We start from the raw sequence: 16,750 nt of genomic DNA, 5'->3' as shown, positions 1-16,750 counted from the left end.
AAATCGAACATCAAAGATTATTTGACCAACACCGGTACAGAAATACCGGAATACTGCCCTGGCGAGCGATAAACGCGTTGCGTCGCCTTTTGGAAATCTTCAGGATTGGCTTTGGGAATATCCATGAATTTTTGCGGGTTCAGGTCAATCAGAGGAAACCATGAGCTTTGTACCTGCACCATAATCCTGTGCCCGCGGCGAAAAGTGTGGTTGATATCCGGCATACGATAGCTCACTGTTTCGACTTTGCCCGGCGCAAATGGCACAGGCTGTTCAAAGCCATGACGGAACTTACCGCGCAAAGGTTCGCCACGGATTAATTGCTGATACCCTGCCATTCTCAATGACGGCGGTGGCACATCTGTACCCCGCTCACGTGGTGCTTGTCGCTCAGGGTAATCATCAGGATAAACATCAATCAGCTTCACGACCCAGTCTGCATCGGTACCGGATGTCGAGACAAATAGACGGGGACTAACCGGCCCCGCAATCGTCACATCTTCTTCCAGTACATCGGTCTGATACACCAGCACGTCAGGACGGGTAGAAGCAAAACGCTGATCCGACACCATGTACTCGCGCGGCACACCCGTTGCCACATACGAGATAAACGGCACAGGTTTTTTCGGATCGCTGATATATTCGTCAAAGGTGTTGAACTCTTCCTGCAGCTCCTTCCAACTCAGCTTCCCATTCGCAGAAAAATACAAAGTGCGGTTTTGCACCTGTTGTGGCGGCCAACTGGTGTATTCACGCCAGACATTCGTTCCGGTTTCAAAGACCGTCGCTTCTGCCAGCGCCTTCCCTTTTCCGTCTTTCAGATACTGCTCAAAAAACGGAAACAGAATATTTTTACGGTAATACTCACCTGTCTTCACATCAAAACTGACATTCCCTAATGACTTGCCCTCAGCGCCAGCCCATCCGCCATGCGCCCACGGCCCCATCACGATGCCGTTAAAACTGCCTTTATTATTCGCTTTGATGGCCTGATAAGTTGTGAATGGCCCCTGCGCATCCTCGGCGTCATACCAGCCGCCAACCGTCAGCACGGGGGTCTTGACGTTTTTAAGATGCGCAGCAATATTGCGCGACTTCCAGAAATCATCGTAACTGGTATGGGCGATTGTCGGCATCAGCAATTCACGCTGTTTGTCACTCAGTTGGGCAGTGATATTTCCCAGCGTCAGATATTTCAGGAAGTACTGATAACCGTCCTGTGTGCCGTAATCAAACTGCTCCCATATTTTCGGCAACCGGGTCGGATTTTTTTCGGCTGTAAAACCGGAATAAAAATCAAAATTGGCCGACAACATAAACGCACCGCCATGATAAGAATCATCACCCATATACAAATCTGTGACGGGCGCCTGCGGTGATGCCGCCTTGATCGCCGGATGCGAATTGATGATGCTGGCAGAGGTATAAAAGCCGGGATAAGAAATACCCCAGATCCCGACTTTCCCATTATTTCCACGCACGTTTTTTAACAGCCATTCCACCGTGTCATACATGTCCTGGCTTTCATTGCCTTCGCCGGGGGCTCGGTCAGATTTCACATGGGGTGTCATCTCCTGCCACTGACCCTCCGACATGTAGCGCCCACGCACATCCTGATTCACGAAAATATAGCCGCTGTTTTCAAATTCTTTTGAAGGGCCAAGCGAACGAGGATAAAAATCGACACCATAATGCGTTTCCTCACCATCATGCACACCGCTGCCGTAAGGAGTCCTGAGCATCAGAAACGGATAAGTTTTAGAGGTGTCTTTGGGAACATAGACCACAGTGAACAGGCGCACACCATCACGCATAGGAATCTGGTATTCGTACTTGGTGTACATTTCACGCACAGACGGTTTGCTGTCGGATTTTTCCGCCACGTCTGCTGCTGCCCGGGCTGAACCAGGCAAATTCAGCGACAGCAGCAAGATACACAACAAAGCAGAGAGTTTAAAACGGGCCATCACACATCCTTTTTTTGATCAGATTGTTACTGAACACTATTTCTGATAACTAAAATTCACACCATATTCTGCCAATTCACATTGAAAAAGCATGCTTCATCACACATCACAAGGAAACAATAGACTTTCAGAATACTGCTAATATGCAGTTTGTGACTATGGCGGACGATAGTTATCCGCTTAGTTATTTGTTACTGAGTGTATTTTTTGCATTAAGTTTCGGATTTTTTGCGAAAACGCTCATTTATGTAATGAATTATGTGCTGAAGGTTAACGTCATGAACATACTCAAGCTGCTTTGCGTGACCGGATATATGCTTTGTACTGCCGCCCATGCATGGGCGCAAGCCCATCCCGGCCCAGTCAATTCTTTTCGTCCGGGCTTCAATTCGGAACGATCATTCCCCGGCTACAACTACCATAGCCCCCGTCCCTCCTATTACAGCAACCATGGTTTTTACCGCGGACATTATTCTTACGTTCCCGAGATTCTCTTAGGCTCAGTTATCGTCGGTGCAATGCTCAGTGCTCCGCCCGTCATGTATCACAGCCACTCCTATACAAGCTACGCTCCTTACCCTGTTTATACCAGTACGTATAACAGCTATTCCGGCCCGGTGTACACCAGCGAACCAGTCAACAGTTATTCTTATTCAGACCCTGCTCCCGGGTCCAGTAATAACAGCGACTGGCTCTATTGCAGTCAGCCGGACGGCTTTTATCCCGCCATCAGAGATTGTCCCGGTGGCTGGAGAAGAGTTCCCGCGCAAGAGCGCTGAGATTGTCATTTGCCTGCCACCAAGCGGCAACGCGCAAAAAAAAGGACGCCTGGCAGGCGTCCTTTTTATTACTCAACGACATCAGCAGTCGCTTATGCTGTTTTTCACTATTTATTTTTCAATACTTTCCTGATTGCCGCAGCCAACTCTTCCGCCACGAACTTGGCGACATAAGCATCCGCTCCGACACTCTTGATATGCTCTTCATTAGTCGAACCAGAAAGAGATGAATGGATAATGACTGGTAAGGTTTTAAAGCGCTCATCCTGTTTGATCTTACGTGTCAGGGTAAAGCCATCCATTTCAGGCATTTCCAGATCCGTCAGTACCATAGCCACCTTGTCACTGGCCGGTTTTCCTTCAGCAAGAGAAGCTGCTGTCATGGTTTGCAATTTATCCCAGGCTTCCTTACCCGTTTTTGTCATGACGAACGGTGCACCGATCGCATGCAGTGCCTGTTCAATCAGCGTACGGGCGACGCCGGAATCATCGGCAGCAAGGATCACTGCACCTTCTTTGATCTGCAACTGATCACCTATCGTGTCAGGATCAACATCTTTGGCATCGGACGGTGTAATCTGCCGCAGTATCTGCTCAACATCGAGCACCTGTGCAAGACGGGTATTTTCAATATCGCCATCAAGACGGGCGATACTCGTGACCATACCACCAACCGCGCTGTTTTCCGCCGACAGTACCTGGTTCCAGTCAAGACGCACAATTTCTTCCACCGATTCCACCGCAAAGCCCTGAGTGGTGCGTGCGTATTCGGTGACCAGCATAATATTCAGGCCTGTTTTCGGCGTACAACCGACAACAGCGGGCAAATCAATCACGGGAATAATCTGTCCGCGCAAATTCACGACACCCAGCATATGAGGAAGAGAGCCGGCGACTGCCGTAATCGCAGGCATCGCAACGATTTCACGCACCTTAAATACGTTGATACCAAACAATTCAGAACGATCACCATTCGCATCGCCGCCTAACCTGAACAGCAGCAATTCAAATTTATTCGAACCGGTGAGATTGGTACGCTCATCCACTTCCTGCTGTACTGTACTCATATATATTTCCTTCTAAATTAAATAGAATTGCTTCGATAGTATGTTACCAATTTCAGCGGATAAGCCAAACACATTTATCTTTTAACACAGCAAATTCACATCTTTTTGCAGTTACCGAGAAAAAAATCACACGGTAACTTTGTAAGTAACTGCTCCGGTGCTATTTAATGATGCGATAACATGGGGTATAGGCTTTACCCGGCAATTTCATACGATTTTGTGCGACAAAAGAACTGAGTAGTGCGTCCATCGATTCCATGATCTCGCTGTCGCCACAAATGTCGAAATTTCCATATTGCTCAATCGCCCGGATCCCCTGATTCTTTACGTTACCTGCAACCACCCCGGAAAAAGCCCGCCGCAGATTAGCTGCCAGTATGTGTTGCGGCTGATTTTTATGAATCGCCAGATTGCGCATATTTTCGTGGGTAGGCTCAAATGGTCTCTGAAATTCCTGATCAATCTTCAGCATCCAGTTGAAATAATAAGCGTCGCCGTTCTGTTTTCTAAACTCCCTGACCTGTCTGACGCCCTGCTCTACCGCATTGGCAACAGCTACCGGATCATTCACGATAATCTGATAGAGTTTTTGCGCCTTTTCACCCAAAGTGCTGGCAATAAACTGGTCAATCTGATGAAAGTAATCAGCTGCGCCGTCAGGCCCCGTAAAGATCAGAGGAAACGGGATCCCTTCGTTCTCTGGATGCAGCAAAATTCCCAGCAGGTAAAGTATCTCCTCAGCCGTACCAGCACCGCCCGGAAAGACGATGACGGCATGTCCGATACGGACAAAAGCTTCGAGTCGCTTCTCTATATCCGGCAAAATAACCAGATGGTTGACGATAGGATTCGGTGCCTCTGCGGCGATAATGCCGGGTTCGGTCAGGCCTATGTAACGGTTATGAACAATACGTTGCTTCGCATGACCTATCGTCGCCCCCTTCATCGGCCCCTTCATCGCTCCCGGACCACAACCGGTACAAATATCCAAGGTGCGCAAGCCCAGCTGATAACCGACTTGCTTGGTGTAATCATACTCGTGACCTGAAATCGAATGACCACCCCAGCACACTACCAGATTGGGATTCACCTGGGGACGTAACAAATTAGCGTTACGCAAAATATGGAACACCGCATCGGTGATACCCTCACTGGAATTCAGATCAAATTTATTTCTGTCCGCAAGGCCAGCCGCGGCATTGCTTTCTATTTCCGCATTCATGAACAAAATATCGCGTAAAACTGCGAACAGATGTTCCTGAATCCCCTTGATCATGACACCATTGACGAACGCCATAGCAGGTGCGCTCTTGATGTCCAGTTTAATTCCGCGCTCACGCTGAATGATGCTGATATCAAAATCTTTATAGCGCTCCAATAATTCCTTGCCATCATCGAGGCCGCTGCCACAATTCAGTACAGCCAGAGCGCAGCTGCGAAAAACCTGATACAAACCGCCATGGCTGTTATCCAATAACTTGCTGACTTCCGCTTTAGACAAGATCTCCATGCGACCTTCCGGCGCAATCTGACTATCAATCACTTCGTATTTCATCACTACTGATCTCCGCATAAAACAAATCAATTCTGTCCAGCCATCACTCAGGCGGACTTTTTTCAACATTCAGACTATCTCTTATCCTAGGCATTATGCACGGTCGCCAACAATTTATATGCGATACTTAATTTAAATAATTTCATGTCAGCAGGCAGAGACCTTTCGCGAGAGGGAGAATTTATTTGCATTGCATACTTGTATATCAAGCGCGTGCCATGTATCATTCGCCCTCTTCAGACGCGGGGTGGAGCAGTCTGGCAGCTCGTCGGGCTCATAACCCGAAGGTCGTAGGTTCAAATCCTGCCCCCGCAACCAGTTATCTCAAAAGGCTCACGGCGCATGCGGTGAGCCTTTTGTCATTGCGAGACTGTGTTCAAATCACCCGGGGAAATAGGGAACGCAATAATTCCCCCGTTTACTGACGCTGGCGACCGGCAGACAGGACCACCTCAGCGTTTTCTCGAAACCGAAGAACGAGCCACACACGGTAGATAAATTTAAATAAAATAGAACCCTCGCTCTGCTCTGCAGGGCAACAGCAAAACAACAAACAAGGTAAAGGCGTTCAATGACGTGGCAAAAACGCTGGAGAACATTGCGGGCGTTGATGTGGGAGGAATTGCATCACCTGACAACAATCCAGAACAGTGACCGACGATGGCACATGCCCCTGGCTGCAGCGCTTGCGTCTGGCTTGCCACTGATAGTCGGCGCGTATTTTAATCATCTGGACTATGGTCTGATTTCATCGCTCGGCGGGTTGGTATTTCTTTATATGCCCAACACCCCTATGTATCATCGCATGGTCTCGGTGATGGCCTGCGCCTTCGGTTTAGTCGCCTGCTATACATTAGGATTAATCAGTCATTTTTTTACTCCGGTCATGATGCCGGTGCTGATTTTCATCTCCATCCTTGTCACGATGGTCTGCCGGTTGTATGCCGTGGGCCCACCGGGCAGCCTGTTTTTCATTATGACAGCATCTATCGGGGCCTATACACCGGTGGACGTAATGCAGGTACCGCTATTGGTCGGCTTACTGACCATGGGCAGTTTACTCGCGTGCATGGTCGGCTTTTTTTACAGTATTTACGTACTCAGGCTGCAGCCCCCAAAGCCGGTCAATCCATTACCGCCAGTAACCTTTGATTTCGTCGTATTTGATTCTGTCGTTATCGGCGTTTTTGTGGGTATTTCACTGGCAGTTGCTCAGTTGCTGCATCTGGAAAAAGCTTACTGGGTTCCGGTCAGTTGTCTTGCCGTTATTCAAGGTGCATCACTGCGTGCGGTATGGAGCAAACAACTGCACCGGGTCATTGGCACCAGTGCAGGCCTGTTGGTTTCCTGGGGATTGCTGCTGTTGCCGCTGGATAAATGGACCATTTCGATAATGATGATGGCGCTGACCTTCGTGATCGAATTTACAGTGGTGCGACATTATGCGTTTGCGGCTGTTTTTATTACCCCTCTGACCATTCTGCTGGCGGAGGCTGCAACTCTTGGGCACGGCTCCCCCTCAGAGCTGATTCACGCAAGATTCTTTGATACGGTACTGGGTTGCATCGTTGGTCTGTTTGGCGGGATTTGCCTGCATAACCAAGGTTTCCGGGATATCGCCAGCCGTCAAATGCGTCGCCTGATACCATCACGTCTGTTGTCATGAGAACTGCGGATACCCGGAATAATGATCCAGTCCGGGGCTGGTCAAAAAACACCCTTTCTCACCCAAAAAAGTGGCGACAAAATGTCGCCACCATGCTGACTCACCCGATAGCCGGAACTTAGCCTGCGTGTTTTTTAACCCAGGCAACATAATGATCCATCCATTTTTGCAAAAATGCCTTACTGCCTGGACCAATGTTGCCATCACCGTCAAACAGACCTTCTTTGGCGTGTATAAATGCTTCTGGCTGGGGTAACACAGGCATATCCAGATACGAGAGTATGTTGCGCAAATGCTGTTGCGCCATCGCCGTACCAATCACGCCGACAGATACCCCCAGCACTCCGGCAGGCTTACCCGCCCAGGCACTCTGTCCATAAGGACGTGATGCGTGGTCGATCGCATTTTTAAGCACACCGGGTATAGAGCGATTGTATTCCGGCGTCAGAAACAGCACACCTTTTGCAGCGCTGATATCTGCTTTCAGACGACTAACTGGCGCGGTTTGTTGTCCATCATCATCCTGGTTATAAAGCGGCAAATCACCAATCTCTGACTGCTTAAATGTGAATTCCGCAGGCGCCAGTTTCGCGATAGCGTTTGCCAATTGACGATTAAATGAATCTTTGCGAAGACTACCGATGACTACTGCAATTTGATATTGGCTCATGTTGATCTCTCCTTAGTGTAATGAAAAAACAAACTGACCTGACTGCCTGAGCGACGATAAAAACGAAAGCAACGATGACAACAACTGATGATCGTCTCATCAATATACATAAAATATCTGCTTAGTACCGTCATTCTTATTTGAGCTGAAAATTGATCCGCTACAAACAGAACACCGTTTGCCATCAATGAGCAATTCCGCGATATCTAAGCAAACTTGCTCTGCTTAAATGACCGGATTCCGATATAATCCGCCTCCTTCGAGGTTCAGAAGATCGTTGATCTTAGCAGGCGTTTCCACTTCAGACATGCGGATCACAGCCTGATCAATAGCGGAAAATGTAAGGTCAGCCGATAAGCAACTGCAGCCCACGCAGAGTGCTGAATTGCTACTCTCAAGCATATCCTCTTAAAAAAATCAGATGCTTGATTCACTGATAGACAGTGTGCTGCGGGGATAAGTTTTTATTTTATATTTACAGAAAAACTGCCACTGCAGATTCATACAAAATCCGATGAAAGATTACAAAGATAACGCAACAATGGAATTACCCGGATTTGACGAACCCGCATTTGAAGTGCAGGAAATCAGAAAAGGAAACACCAAACGCCGCCACAGAAAAACTATGCGCCAGGAACAACTGGATTTGCTGGCCGTGTTAGGTCCGACCGACACCACCGGGCTGCCGGCATGGGTTCATGATGAAAATACCGACCTGACCGGCCTTCCCGTCTGGCGCTGAATATCTTCAACGGACCAAGGCCTTAATCACAGGCCATTGACGTCTTGAAATAGGCAGCCGCTCAACAGATCCGGCGACGATTACCTGCCAATTTTCACTCACCTTCTCGTTTTCGCCGTCCATATCAGCGATGTGCGTCGCACGCTCGACGCCGGCGATCGCTGCTTTCGCAACCAGCGCATTTCGGTGAATGCGCACAAATTTGTCTTTCAGCTCCGCTTCTAAAGAGGTCAGAGATTCCTCCAGCAGAAATTCTTTATGCGACGTATATAAAGTCACGTATTTCTGCTCTGCCTTCAGAAATAACACCTCATTCACGGGTACCAGCAAAATACGTCCGCGTTCGGGAATGGAAAAGTGTTCACGGCAGCCAGGCACCACTATCTGTTCAGGAGCCGACGCAGTTCCCGCCGTCTTGACCGCAAGCCTGGCAGCGACACGATTGACAGACTCAGCAAGGCGACTCGCCCTGACGGGCTTAAGGAGGTAATCTGACGCTTGCACACCGAATGCCGGCAACGCAAATTCATCATAAGCCGTAATAAAAATAATTGCCGGCACGCCGGAAAGCGGCGTGTGCTGCCGTAAATACTGCGCCATTTCCATCCCGCTCATTTCCGGCATCTGCACATCAAGCAAAACAATATCCGGCTGCAATTCGGCAATTTTTTCAAGCCCCGATTTTGCATCAGATGCTTCACCAAGCAGCAGATGCGGGCACTCAGCCTGAATATCTGACAATAAAGTCGTCAGCCTTTCCCTCGCAGGCGCCTCATCATCAACAATGAAAATGGTGGGAATATTCATCTTTGTGCCGGAAATTGTAATTTCACTTCAAAACCGTCATTTGATTTACTGGTACTCAGACGCGCCTCCACGTCATACAACAGATTTAAGCGCTGGCGTATATTTTCCAGCGCCATCTGATTGCCTGACGACAGTCTGGCTGCCTGATGTACGGGATTACGCACGCTGATTTCAATTTTATCTAATCCCTTCTGAATATCGATGAAAACCGTTGCGTTTTCTGCCGAGGGTTCCACACCATAATGCACCGCATTTTCCAGCACAGGCTGCAACAACAATGCAGGAATTTGTATCAGACGTAAATCTTCATCCGTCAATTGCACGATATTCCACTGCAACTGCAAACGCTCCCCGAGACGCAAAGACTCAATTGCGAGATATTGCCGGCAAAGATGCAACTCATCATACAAACTCGTCATGGTCCGGGTGTCACGCATCAGTACCCGGAACAAATCGGACAAATCCTCAATCACAGATTCAGCACGGCGCGGATCCTTGCGTATCAGTGACAACGCGGTGTTTAAACTGTTGAACAAAAAATGTGGTCGTATCCGCGCCTGTAAGGCCTGCAAGCGCGCCTCTCCCAACGCAGGAGAAAAAGCCCTGGTCCGCAGCTCAAAATACTGTTGCAGGCAAAATCCTGCGACACCGGCGAAAACGAGAATAAAAATGGTATTCAGGCGCGGAAAAGCCAGCAAAAACCAGTCAAGCTGAGTCAGAAGAGAAATCAGGCAAAAACTGACAACAACGGGAATCAGAATGCAGGCCAGTCGCTGCGACCAGACTGGGCTGGCATGGTTATAAACATAACGGCGGGTAGCACATAACAGGAAAAGCGAAAGCAGACAAATCGATTCGATCAGCATCGATGCTTCAATGAAATTCTCCAGAACCAGCGCCCAGCCGTCACCGCGCGAAGCCAATCCCAGCAAAACAATCATGCTGACACCCGCCAGCACACGAAAAATCACGCCGGTATTACAGCAATCTGGAATCACAGGTTCCTTATTCGGGACAGATAAAACAGTCGTCATCGTGGTTTTGCTCGGGGAAAAGGGGTGCGGTGTTTTATAATCTGGGAATATTTATCGCTAACCGCAGCCAAAACGGCAACCTATCCATTATGACATCACAATTCAACAAAAAAAGCGAGGCATGGTCTGCCCGTTTCTCCGAGCCAGTTTCCGATCTCGTCAAGCGCTACACCGCATCGGTATTCTTTGATAATCGCATGGCAGCGGTGGATATTCAGGGCTCACTCGCACATGCGGAAATGCTGAGCGCACAAAATATCATCAGTGCGCAGGATTATGCCGACATTCAGCGTGGCATGGCGCAAATTCAGTCTGAAATTGAATCCGGCAAGTTTGAATGGTTACTGGATCTGGAAGATGTGCATCTGAACATAGAAAAACGCCTGACCGAGCTGGTCGGTGACGCAGGAAAACGACTGCATACCGGACGCTCACGTAACGACCAGGTCGCGACCGACATCCGCCTTTATATGCGCTCTGCGATTGACAATATCGTTGCCCTGCTGCGTGCTCTGCGCAGCGCATTGCTTGATCTGGCAGAAAAAAATGCCGATACGATTTTGCCGGGTTTTACCCACATGCAAGTCGCCCAACCGATCACCTTCGGACATCACATTCTGGCGTATGTTGAAATGTTCGGACGGGATACCGAACGCATGCTGGACTGCCGCAAACGCGTCAACCGTCTGCCATTGGGCGCGGCAGCCCTGGCTGGAACAACCTTCCCTATCGACCGCGAACGCGTTGCCAAAACACTGGGCTTCGATGAAGTCTGTTACAACTCGCTGGACGCGGTTTCTGACCGTGACTTCGCGATTGAATTTTGCGCCGCAGCTGCACTCGTGATGACACATATTTCACGGATGTCTGAAGAACTGGTGATCTGGATGAGCCCTCGGGTCGGCTTCATTGATATCGCCGATCGTTTCTGCACCGGCTCGTCGATCATGCCGCAAAAGAAAAATCCTGACGTGCCAGAGCTCGCCCGCGGAAAGACAGGTCGCGTCAATGGTCATCTGATTGCGCTGTTGACGTTGATGAAGGGGCAGCCACTGGCGTACAACAAAGACAATCAGGAAGACAAAGAACCGCTGTTTGATACAGTCGATACACTGATCGATACACTGCGCATTTTTGCTGACATGGCAACCGGTATCAGCGTCAAGCCAGAAGCCATGCGTGCTGCGGCTTGGCAAGGTTATGCCACAGCAACCGATCTTGCAGACTATCTGGTCAAAAAAGGCTTGCCGTTCCGCGATGCGCACGAAGCCGTTGCGCATGCCGTCAAAACTTGTGTAGAAAAAGGCTGCGATCTCAGCGAAATGTCGCTCGAAGAATTACGTGGCTACTCAGCATTGATAGAACAGGATATTTTCCAGGTACTGACACTGGAAGGCTCTGTCGCTGCTCGCGATCACATCGGCGGCACAGCGCCAAATCAGGTACGGGCAGCAATTGCACGCGCACGCCAGTCGCTCGCATAAACTCTCGTATTAACAACAAGCACACGGTGCGGCCCGTTCCGGAGCCGCACCCCTCCCCCTTCAAGACCCGCTCTCCTGCTCGCTTTACCAATGCTATAAGTAATTCTACTTAAGCAGCTGATATTGCACCGCAGCACCATGTTATATTGCCCTTACGGTTAGCAGCCAATACAATATTTGGCGAAAATAAATGTTTGTCTAATAAAAATCCAAGGCCAGTTATTCTGGGCAGTCAGGTAAAAGCGACAAGTGTTTTCTCGCACTCTCAGTGACCGGCCAGTTTTTTCACCACTTTCTTTCAGGGAACCTTTATGTCACATCAACTTAAAATGATAGTTGCAAGTGCCTTACTCGGCTGGTCAGCACTTGGCAATGCGGCCGATATTAAAGTCGGGGTTGCCGAAGCACTGACTGGCCCTGCGGCAAAATACGGGATAGCAATCAAAAATGGTTTTACTCTGGCAGCCGATGGTATCAATGCAAAAGGTGGTGTCAACGGTAACAAAATCGCGCTTGTTGTCGAAGATGAGCAAGGCAAAAAGGAAGAAGCCATCAATGTTTTCAAAAAACTGATTTTCCAGGAAAAGGTTTTGCTGATTTTTGGTCCGACCTTATCGAACTCCGCATTTGCCGCTGATCCTATCGCCAACGCGACTAAAACCGTGGTTTTTGGCACCAGCAATACTGCCGACGGCATTACGAATATGGGACCTTTCACTTTCCGTAACTCTGTGATGGAAGCCGACGTTTTGCCAGTAACGACCCGCGCTGCAGTTAAAAAATTCAACATTAAAAAAGTTGCCGTGCTTTATGGCAATGATGATGCCTTCACCAAGAGTGGCTACGATGTCTTCAAGTCAGCACTCGCGGATCAAAAAATCAGCGTTACAGATACCGAAACTTATGCAAAGGGCGACGTTGATTTCAAGGCGCAACTGACTAAAATCAAGGCATCGAATCCCGATGCGATCGTTTGCTCCTGCCTGGCCGAAGAAGCCGCCAACATTATTCTGCAAACCCGTTCGCTGGGCATGAAGCAGCCTTTTATCGGCGGTAACGGATTCAATTCACCCAAGCTGTTTGAAATCGCCAAAGACGCAGCGGACGATACTTTAATGGGCAGCCCGTGGTCGATAGAAAATGCCTCCGCAGCCAATAAAAAATTTATCGCCGATTACAAAGCTAAATTTGGCAATGAGCCGGATCAGTTCGCAGCACAGGCATTTGACGCGCTCAATATCGTTGCTGAAGCATTAAAAACAGTAAAACTGACTGGCAGTATCGATAAAGACCGCATTGCTTTGCGTAATGCCCTGCCAGCAATTAAATTCGAAGGAGCCACCGGTAAGTTTGCATTCCGCCGCGCCGCTGCCAAGGATGGAAAAGAAGCTGGTTACGATGCGCAGCAAGAAGCCATCGTCAATATTGCTAAAGGCGGTAAGTTTATTCTGCTGAAGTAAGACGACGCTGAAGGTACAGCGATCACACCGCGCGCTGACGTTGCGTGATCGCTGATATATGGCAACAGTAAAAATTTTTGCTCTGCCCCGATTTTGATTTATTCACAGATATATTTACCCGCATTGCATCGGCGTTTCTGAACTGAATTTATTTCATTTCCTTAAAACGCTTTTCTGACAAAACTGATGCTGAGTCCTATATTTGCAATAGCTGCAGCAGTTTTTCGCCTGGATCATCATGTTTGAACAACAACTTATCAATGCTCTGTCACTCGGTAGTGTGTACGCATTGTTCGCCCTCGGTTTTACTCTTGTCTTCGGCGTACTCGGCGTCATCAATCTCGCACACGGCGCTATCTTTATGCTGGGCAGCTATGTTGCCTTATTACTTGTCAGTCAATTTCAGATGTCCTTGTGGCTGGCGATGCTGATCGCCATGCTGACGTGCGGCGTGATCGGCGTGATTGTCGATTTTCTGGTATTGCGGCCATTGCGCAAACGGAATGCGCCGCATCTGGCGCCGATGATCGCCACCATCGGCGTCGCCATCATGATTACGAACGTGGCGCAGGGCTTCTTTGGCGCAGAAAACAAACGTTTTCCGTTTGGTACGATACCGGAAGAAAGTTTTACTGTCGGTAATCTGCACCTGACTGCCGTGCAATTAGCCATTGTCCTGATTTCATTTGCACTGATGGTCGTATTGCTGATCGTGATGCGCCGCACACAACTGGGCAGAGCCTTACGCGCTATCGCCGAGTCACCTAAAGCAGCGTATCTGCTTGGTATTAACGTTGAAGGTCTATTTCTGTTCACCTCTTTTGCTGCAGCGGCGCTCGGCGGTGCGGCCGGTGTGCTGGTCGGCCTGTCTTTCAACGCGATTTCACCATTCATGGGACAACCCATGCTGCACAAAGGTATTGCAGTGATTATTCTCGGTGGCATGGGCGATATCCGCGGAGCCCTCATCGGTGGCTTATTTCTTGGCTTTGCCGAAGTAATGAGCGTAGCGTACATGTCCAGTGATTTCCGTGACGCGGTGGCATTTGGTTTATTGTTTGTGATCTTGTTGGTTCGTCCCTCCGGTATGTTTGGCAAGATTTTAGAAAGAAAGGCATAAGATCATGCTCGAATGGTGGGATGGTTTCTGGGCTATTTACAGCAACGTTATTTTCGGCATCGGCATCAACGCGATGCTGGCATTGTCAATTTATCTGACCCTGTCTTGCGGCTTGCTATCGCTTGCCAACGCAGCGTTCATGGGTATAGGCGCGTACGCCGCGTCGATGATCAGCATGCAGACCGAACTTGCGTTCCCGGTCGCCTTGCTTGCAGCGGCTGTTGTTCCCGCACTCGTTGCCCTCGTGATCGGGATTCCGACCCTGCGTCTGTCGGGTGTTTATCTGGCAATGGCGACACTTGGTTTCGGTGAAGTTGTCCGCGTTATCGTTCTGAACATGGAAATCACCGGCGGCCCTATGGGTCTGAACGGCATTCCGTTGAAAACAGAATGGTGGCATATCGCCCTGACTTTAGGCGTCACCTTATTCATCCTCGCAAGATTACGCCGCTCAAAAACCGGGCGAGCATTTGAAGCGATTAAAGAAGATGAAATTGCCGCGCGCTTAATGGGCGTTAACGTCGCTGGCTACAAACTGTTGGCATTTGTGCTGGGCGCTGTGATCGCCGGCATCGCGGGCGGGCTGAATGCGCATTACACATTCACCATAGGTCCGGGAAATTATGCGTTTGAAAACGCAGTCGAAATTCTGACGATGGCCGTCTTTGGTGGCACCAGCAACCTGATCGGCCCGGTGATAGGCAGTACGATACTGACACTGTTGCCGGAAGTGATGCGCTCACTGAAGGATTTCCGTCTCGCCGCCAATGGTCTGATCCTGATCATCGTAATTCTTTACCTGCCTAAGGGCATCTGGGATCCAGCTAAAATCCGCGCGCTGCGCCGCAAATTCACATCCAGCAAGTCTGAAGAGGTTGCTTAAGTGTTGCAGTTACAAGCTATCAGTAAAAATTTCGGCGGCTTGCAGGTCTTGCAGGACGTCAGCTTCTCCATGCCTGAAGGCAGTATTTTCGGCCTCATCGGCCCGAATGGCGCAGGTAAAACCACTATCGTGAATCTGATCACCGGTCTGCTGCGCCCATCCAGCGGCGAGATACGCTTCAATAGTCAGGATCTGAGCGTGGTGGAGCCTCACAAAATCACGCAACTCGGCATCGCCCGCACATTTCAGAACATCCGCATTTTCAAGGAAATGAGTTTGCTGGAAAACGTCGTCGTTGGTATGCATGAGCACCTCAATTACAGCGTCGGCAGTATGTTATTTAATCTCGCCGCATATAGAAATGCAGAAGCAAAAGCACGTGAACGTGCCCATGAATTGCTGACCTGGGTAAGACTCGATCACAAAGCACACATGCTGGCCGACAATTTATCGTACGGCGAACAACGTAAGCTGGAATTCGCGCGTGCGCTCGCGACACAACCCAAACTATTGCTGCTGGACGAGCCGGTCGCTGGTATGAATCCCGCGGAAAAAACCGAGCTGATGGCTGAGATTAATAATATCCGTCAACGCGGATTTTCGATTTTCATGATTGAACACGACATGCGTTTTGTGATGGAACTCTGTGACCGCATCGCGGTACTCAATTTCGGTAAAATCATTGCAGAGGGCACGCCGGACGAGGTACGCGCTAATCCGAATGTGATCGAAGCTTATCTTGGCAAGGAGGATGCTGCATGAGCACGATATTAAGCATCCATAACCTCAGCGTATCGTATGGTCACATCCGTGCCGTCAAAAATATACAACTGGAACTCAACGCTGGTGAGATCACGGCTCTCGTCGGTGCCAATGGTGCGGGCAAGAGCACGTCATTACTGGCAGTCTCCGGTCTGATCAAAGCGAATACCGGAAACATCCTGTTTAACGGTGAAGACCTGACGACACTCTCACCGCATCAGATCGTACAAAAAGGTGTGGTACAAGTAGCCGAGGGACGCGCGATTCTGACCACATTAACAGTGCAGGAAAATCTCGATCTCGGCGCTTACACCCGCAAAGATAAAGCGCAGATCAGCAAGGATCTGGACTACGTATTTCATCTGTTTCCGGTGCTGAAAAACCGCGCTTCCGGACTCGCAGGCAATTTATCCGGTGGCGAACAACAAATGCTCGCAATTGGCCGCGCTCTCATGGCAAAACCCAAAGTGTTGCTACTCGACGAGCCATCAATGGGGCTCGCACCGTTAATGGTGCAGGAAATTTTCCGCGTGCTGAAAGAAATCAACCAGACCGGGCTGACGATTTTGCTGGTGGAACAAAACGTCAGACAAGCACTGAAAATTGCCCAGCGTGGCTACGTTCTTGAAAATGGCGAAATTGTGTTGCAAGACAGCGGTCAGAATCTGCTGAACAACCCGAGAGTGATCGAGGCTTATCTGGGTGCCTGATCTCGAATGCCAACCAAAACGTAATCAGCAATCCGAAATCCGAA

15 protein-coding genes and 1 tRNA gene are annotated in these 16,750 nt (G+C 49.3%); 10 read left to right on the top strand and 6 right to left on the bottom strand.

Features of this window, described 5'->3' with window-relative positions:
- Positions 1-17: 17 nt before the first annotated feature.
- Entirely contained in the window at positions 18-1,967 is a 1,950-nt protein-coding gene (locus ACOTSW_RS12680; protein ID WP_423679443.1) for a CocE/NonD family hydrolase, read from the bottom strand.
- 278 nt (positions 1,968-2,245) lie between these two features.
- On the opposite strand from ACOTSW_RS12680, the gene ACOTSW_RS12675 reads away from it, so the two are divergent.
- Entirely contained in the window at positions 2,246-2,746 is a 501-nt protein-coding gene (locus ACOTSW_RS12675) for a hypothetical protein (protein ID WP_423679442.1), read from the top strand.
- A gap of 107 nt (positions 2,747-2,853) precedes the next feature.
- Here the strand turns inward: ACOTSW_RS12675 and ACOTSW_RS12670 are convergent, their stop codons facing one another.
- Together ACOTSW_RS12670 and ppnN are read right to left on the bottom strand one after the other, a co-directional pair.
- Complete coding sequence (locus tag ACOTSW_RS12670; RefSeq protein ID WP_423679441.1) at positions 2,854-3,813, bottom strand: chemotaxis protein; 960 nt, start codon at positions 3,811-3,813, stop codon at positions 2,854-2,856.
- A 160-nt stretch (positions 3,814-3,973) separates the two neighbouring features.
- A complete protein-coding gene (ppnN, locus tag ACOTSW_RS12665; protein ID WP_423682316.1) occupies positions 3,974-5,368 on the bottom strand; it encodes a nucleotide 5'-monophosphate nucleosidase PpnN in 1,395 nt (464 codons plus the stop codon).
- Between the two features lie 241 nt (positions 5,369-5,609).
- Here ppnN and ACOTSW_RS12660 point away from each other — a divergent pair.
- Both ACOTSW_RS12660 and ACOTSW_RS12655 read left to right on the top strand, forming a co-directional pair.
- Positions 5,610-5,686: transfer RNA gene (locus ACOTSW_RS12660), tRNA-Met, on the top strand.
- A 253-nt stretch (positions 5,687-5,939) separates the two neighbouring features.
- Positions 5,940-7,034, top strand: a complete 1,095-nt coding sequence (locus ACOTSW_RS12655) for an FUSC family protein (protein WP_423679440.1) — start codon at positions 5,940-5,942, stop codon at positions 7,032-7,034.
- A gap of 118 nt (positions 7,035-7,152) precedes the next feature.
- Here ACOTSW_RS12655 and ACOTSW_RS12650 read toward each other — a convergent pair whose 3' ends face one another.
- Positions 7,153-7,704, bottom strand: coding sequence for an NADPH-dependent FMN reductase (locus tag ACOTSW_RS12650; protein ID WP_423679439.1), 552 nt, complete (start codon positions 7,702-7,704; stop codon positions 7,153-7,155).
- 514 nt (positions 7,705-8,218) lie between these two features.
- Here ACOTSW_RS12650 and ACOTSW_RS12645 point away from each other — a divergent pair.
- Entirely contained in the window at positions 8,219-8,446 is a 228-nt protein-coding gene (locus tag ACOTSW_RS12645) for a hypothetical protein (RefSeq protein WP_423679438.1), read from the top strand.
- Between the two features lie 6 nt (positions 8,447-8,452).
- Here the strand turns inward: ACOTSW_RS12645 and ACOTSW_RS12640 are convergent, their stop codons facing one another.
- Positions 8,453-9,253, bottom strand: a complete 801-nt coding sequence (locus ACOTSW_RS12640; RefSeq protein ID WP_423679437.1) for a LytR/AlgR family response regulator transcription factor — start codon at positions 9,251-9,253, stop codon at positions 8,453-8,455.
- Positions 9,250-10,287, bottom strand: coding sequence for a sensor histidine kinase (locus ACOTSW_RS12635; RefSeq protein WP_423679436.1), 1,038 nt, complete (start codon positions 10,285-10,287; stop codon positions 9,250-9,252). The genes ACOTSW_RS12640 and ACOTSW_RS12635 overlap by 4 nt, the downstream gene beginning before the upstream one ends.
- A gap of 89 nt (positions 10,288-10,376) precedes the next feature.
- Here ACOTSW_RS12635 and argH point away from each other — a divergent pair, with 89 nt between their 5' ends.
- The 6 genes from argH (at position 10,377) to ACOTSW_RS12605 (ending at position 16,706) form a co-directional block, all read left to right on the top strand.
- On the top strand, positions 10,377-11,771 hold the full coding sequence (argH, locus tag ACOTSW_RS12630) for an argininosuccinate lyase (protein WP_423679435.1): 1,395 nt from the start codon (positions 10,377-10,379) through the stop codon (positions 11,769-11,771).
- A 329-nt stretch (positions 11,772-12,100) separates the two neighbouring features.
- On the top strand, positions 12,101-13,231 hold the full coding sequence (locus ACOTSW_RS12625; protein WP_423682315.1) for an ABC transporter substrate-binding protein: 1,131 nt from the start codon (positions 12,101-12,103) through the stop codon (positions 13,229-13,231).
- A gap of 238 nt (positions 13,232-13,469) precedes the next feature.
- Positions 13,470-14,351 (top strand): branched-chain amino acid ABC transporter permease, encoded by an 882-nt coding sequence (locus ACOTSW_RS12620; protein ID WP_423679434.1) that lies wholly within the window; start codon positions 13,470-13,472, stop codon positions 14,349-14,351.
- 4 nt (positions 14,352-14,355) lie between these two features.
- The gene (locus ACOTSW_RS12615; protein ID WP_423679433.1) at positions 14,356-15,234 is read left to right on the top strand and encodes a branched-chain amino acid ABC transporter permease; all 879 of its coding nucleotides are present in this window, start codon (positions 14,356-14,358) and stop codon (positions 15,232-15,234) included.
- On the top strand, positions 15,235-15,996 hold the full coding sequence (locus ACOTSW_RS12610; protein ID WP_423679432.1) for an ABC transporter ATP-binding protein: 762 nt from the start codon (positions 15,235-15,237) through the stop codon (positions 15,994-15,996). It abuts the gene before it with no gap.
- Entirely contained in the window at positions 15,993-16,706 is a 714-nt protein-coding gene (locus ACOTSW_RS12605; protein ID WP_423679431.1) for an ABC transporter ATP-binding protein, read from the top strand. The genes ACOTSW_RS12610 and ACOTSW_RS12605 overlap by 4 nt, the downstream gene beginning before the upstream one ends.
- Positions 16,707-16,750 lie beyond the last annotated feature (44 nt).

This window comes from Undibacterium sp. WLHG33, from assembly GCF_049544815.1.
Taxonomy (GTDB): Bacteria; Pseudomonadota; Gammaproteobacteria; order Burkholderiales; family Burkholderiaceae_D; genus Undibacterium.
The sequence above is the reverse complement of the archived record's forward strand: the minus strand, read 5'-3'. Positions and strand labels throughout refer to the sequence as shown.

What these genes read in the sequence shown, in the direction of transcription:
- ACOTSW_RS12680 (WP_423679443.1), bottom strand. Translation starts at nt 1,967, where the DNA reads ATGGCCCGTTTTAAACTCTCTGCTTTGTTGTGTATCTTGCTGCTGTCG.
- ACOTSW_RS12675 (WP_423679442.1), top strand. Translation starts at nt 2,246, where the DNA reads ATGAACATACTCAAGCTGCTTTGCGTGACCGGATATATGCTTTGTACT.
- ACOTSW_RS12670 (WP_423679441.1), bottom strand. Translation starts at nt 3,813, where the DNA reads ATGAGTACAGTACAGCAGGAAGTGGATGAGCGTACCAATCTCACCGGT.
- ppnN (WP_423682316.1), bottom strand. Translation starts at nt 5,368, where the DNA reads ATGAAATACGAAGTGATTGATAGTCAGATTGCGCCGGAAGGTCGCATG.
- ACOTSW_RS12655 (WP_423679440.1), top strand. Translation starts at nt 5,940, where the DNA reads ATGACGTGGCAAAAACGCTGGAGAACATTGCGGGCGTTGATGTGGGAG.
- ACOTSW_RS12650 (WP_423679439.1), bottom strand. Translation starts at nt 7,704, where the DNA reads ATGAGCCAATATCAAATTGCAGTAGTCATCGGTAGTCTTCGCAAAGAT.
- ACOTSW_RS12645 (WP_423679438.1), top strand. Translation starts at nt 8,219, where the DNA reads ATGAAAGATTACAAAGATAACGCAACAATGGAATTACCCGGATTTGAC.
- ACOTSW_RS12640 (WP_423679437.1), bottom strand. Translation starts at nt 9,253, where the DNA reads ATGAATATTCCCACCATTTTCATTGTTGATGATGAGGCGCCTGCGAGG.
- ACOTSW_RS12635 (WP_423679436.1), bottom strand. Translation starts at nt 10,287, where the DNA reads ATGACGACTGTTTTATCTGTCCCGAATAAGGAACCTGTGATTCCAGAT.
- argH (WP_423679435.1), top strand. Translation starts at nt 10,377, where the DNA reads ATGACATCACAATTCAACAAAAAAAGCGAGGCATGGTCTGCCCGTTTC.
- ACOTSW_RS12625 (WP_423682315.1), top strand. Translation starts at nt 12,101, where the DNA reads ATGATAGTTGCAAGTGCCTTACTCGGCTGGTCAGCACTTGGCAATGCG.
- ACOTSW_RS12620 (WP_423679434.1), top strand. Translation starts at nt 13,470, where the DNA reads ATGTTTGAACAACAACTTATCAATGCTCTGTCACTCGGTAGTGTGTAC.
- ACOTSW_RS12615 (WP_423679433.1), top strand. Translation starts at nt 14,356, where the DNA reads ATGCTCGAATGGTGGGATGGTTTCTGGGCTATTTACAGCAACGTTATT.
- ACOTSW_RS12605 (WP_423679431.1), top strand. Translation starts at nt 15,993, where the DNA reads ATGAGCACGATATTAAGCATCCATAACCTCAGCGTATCGTATGGTCAC.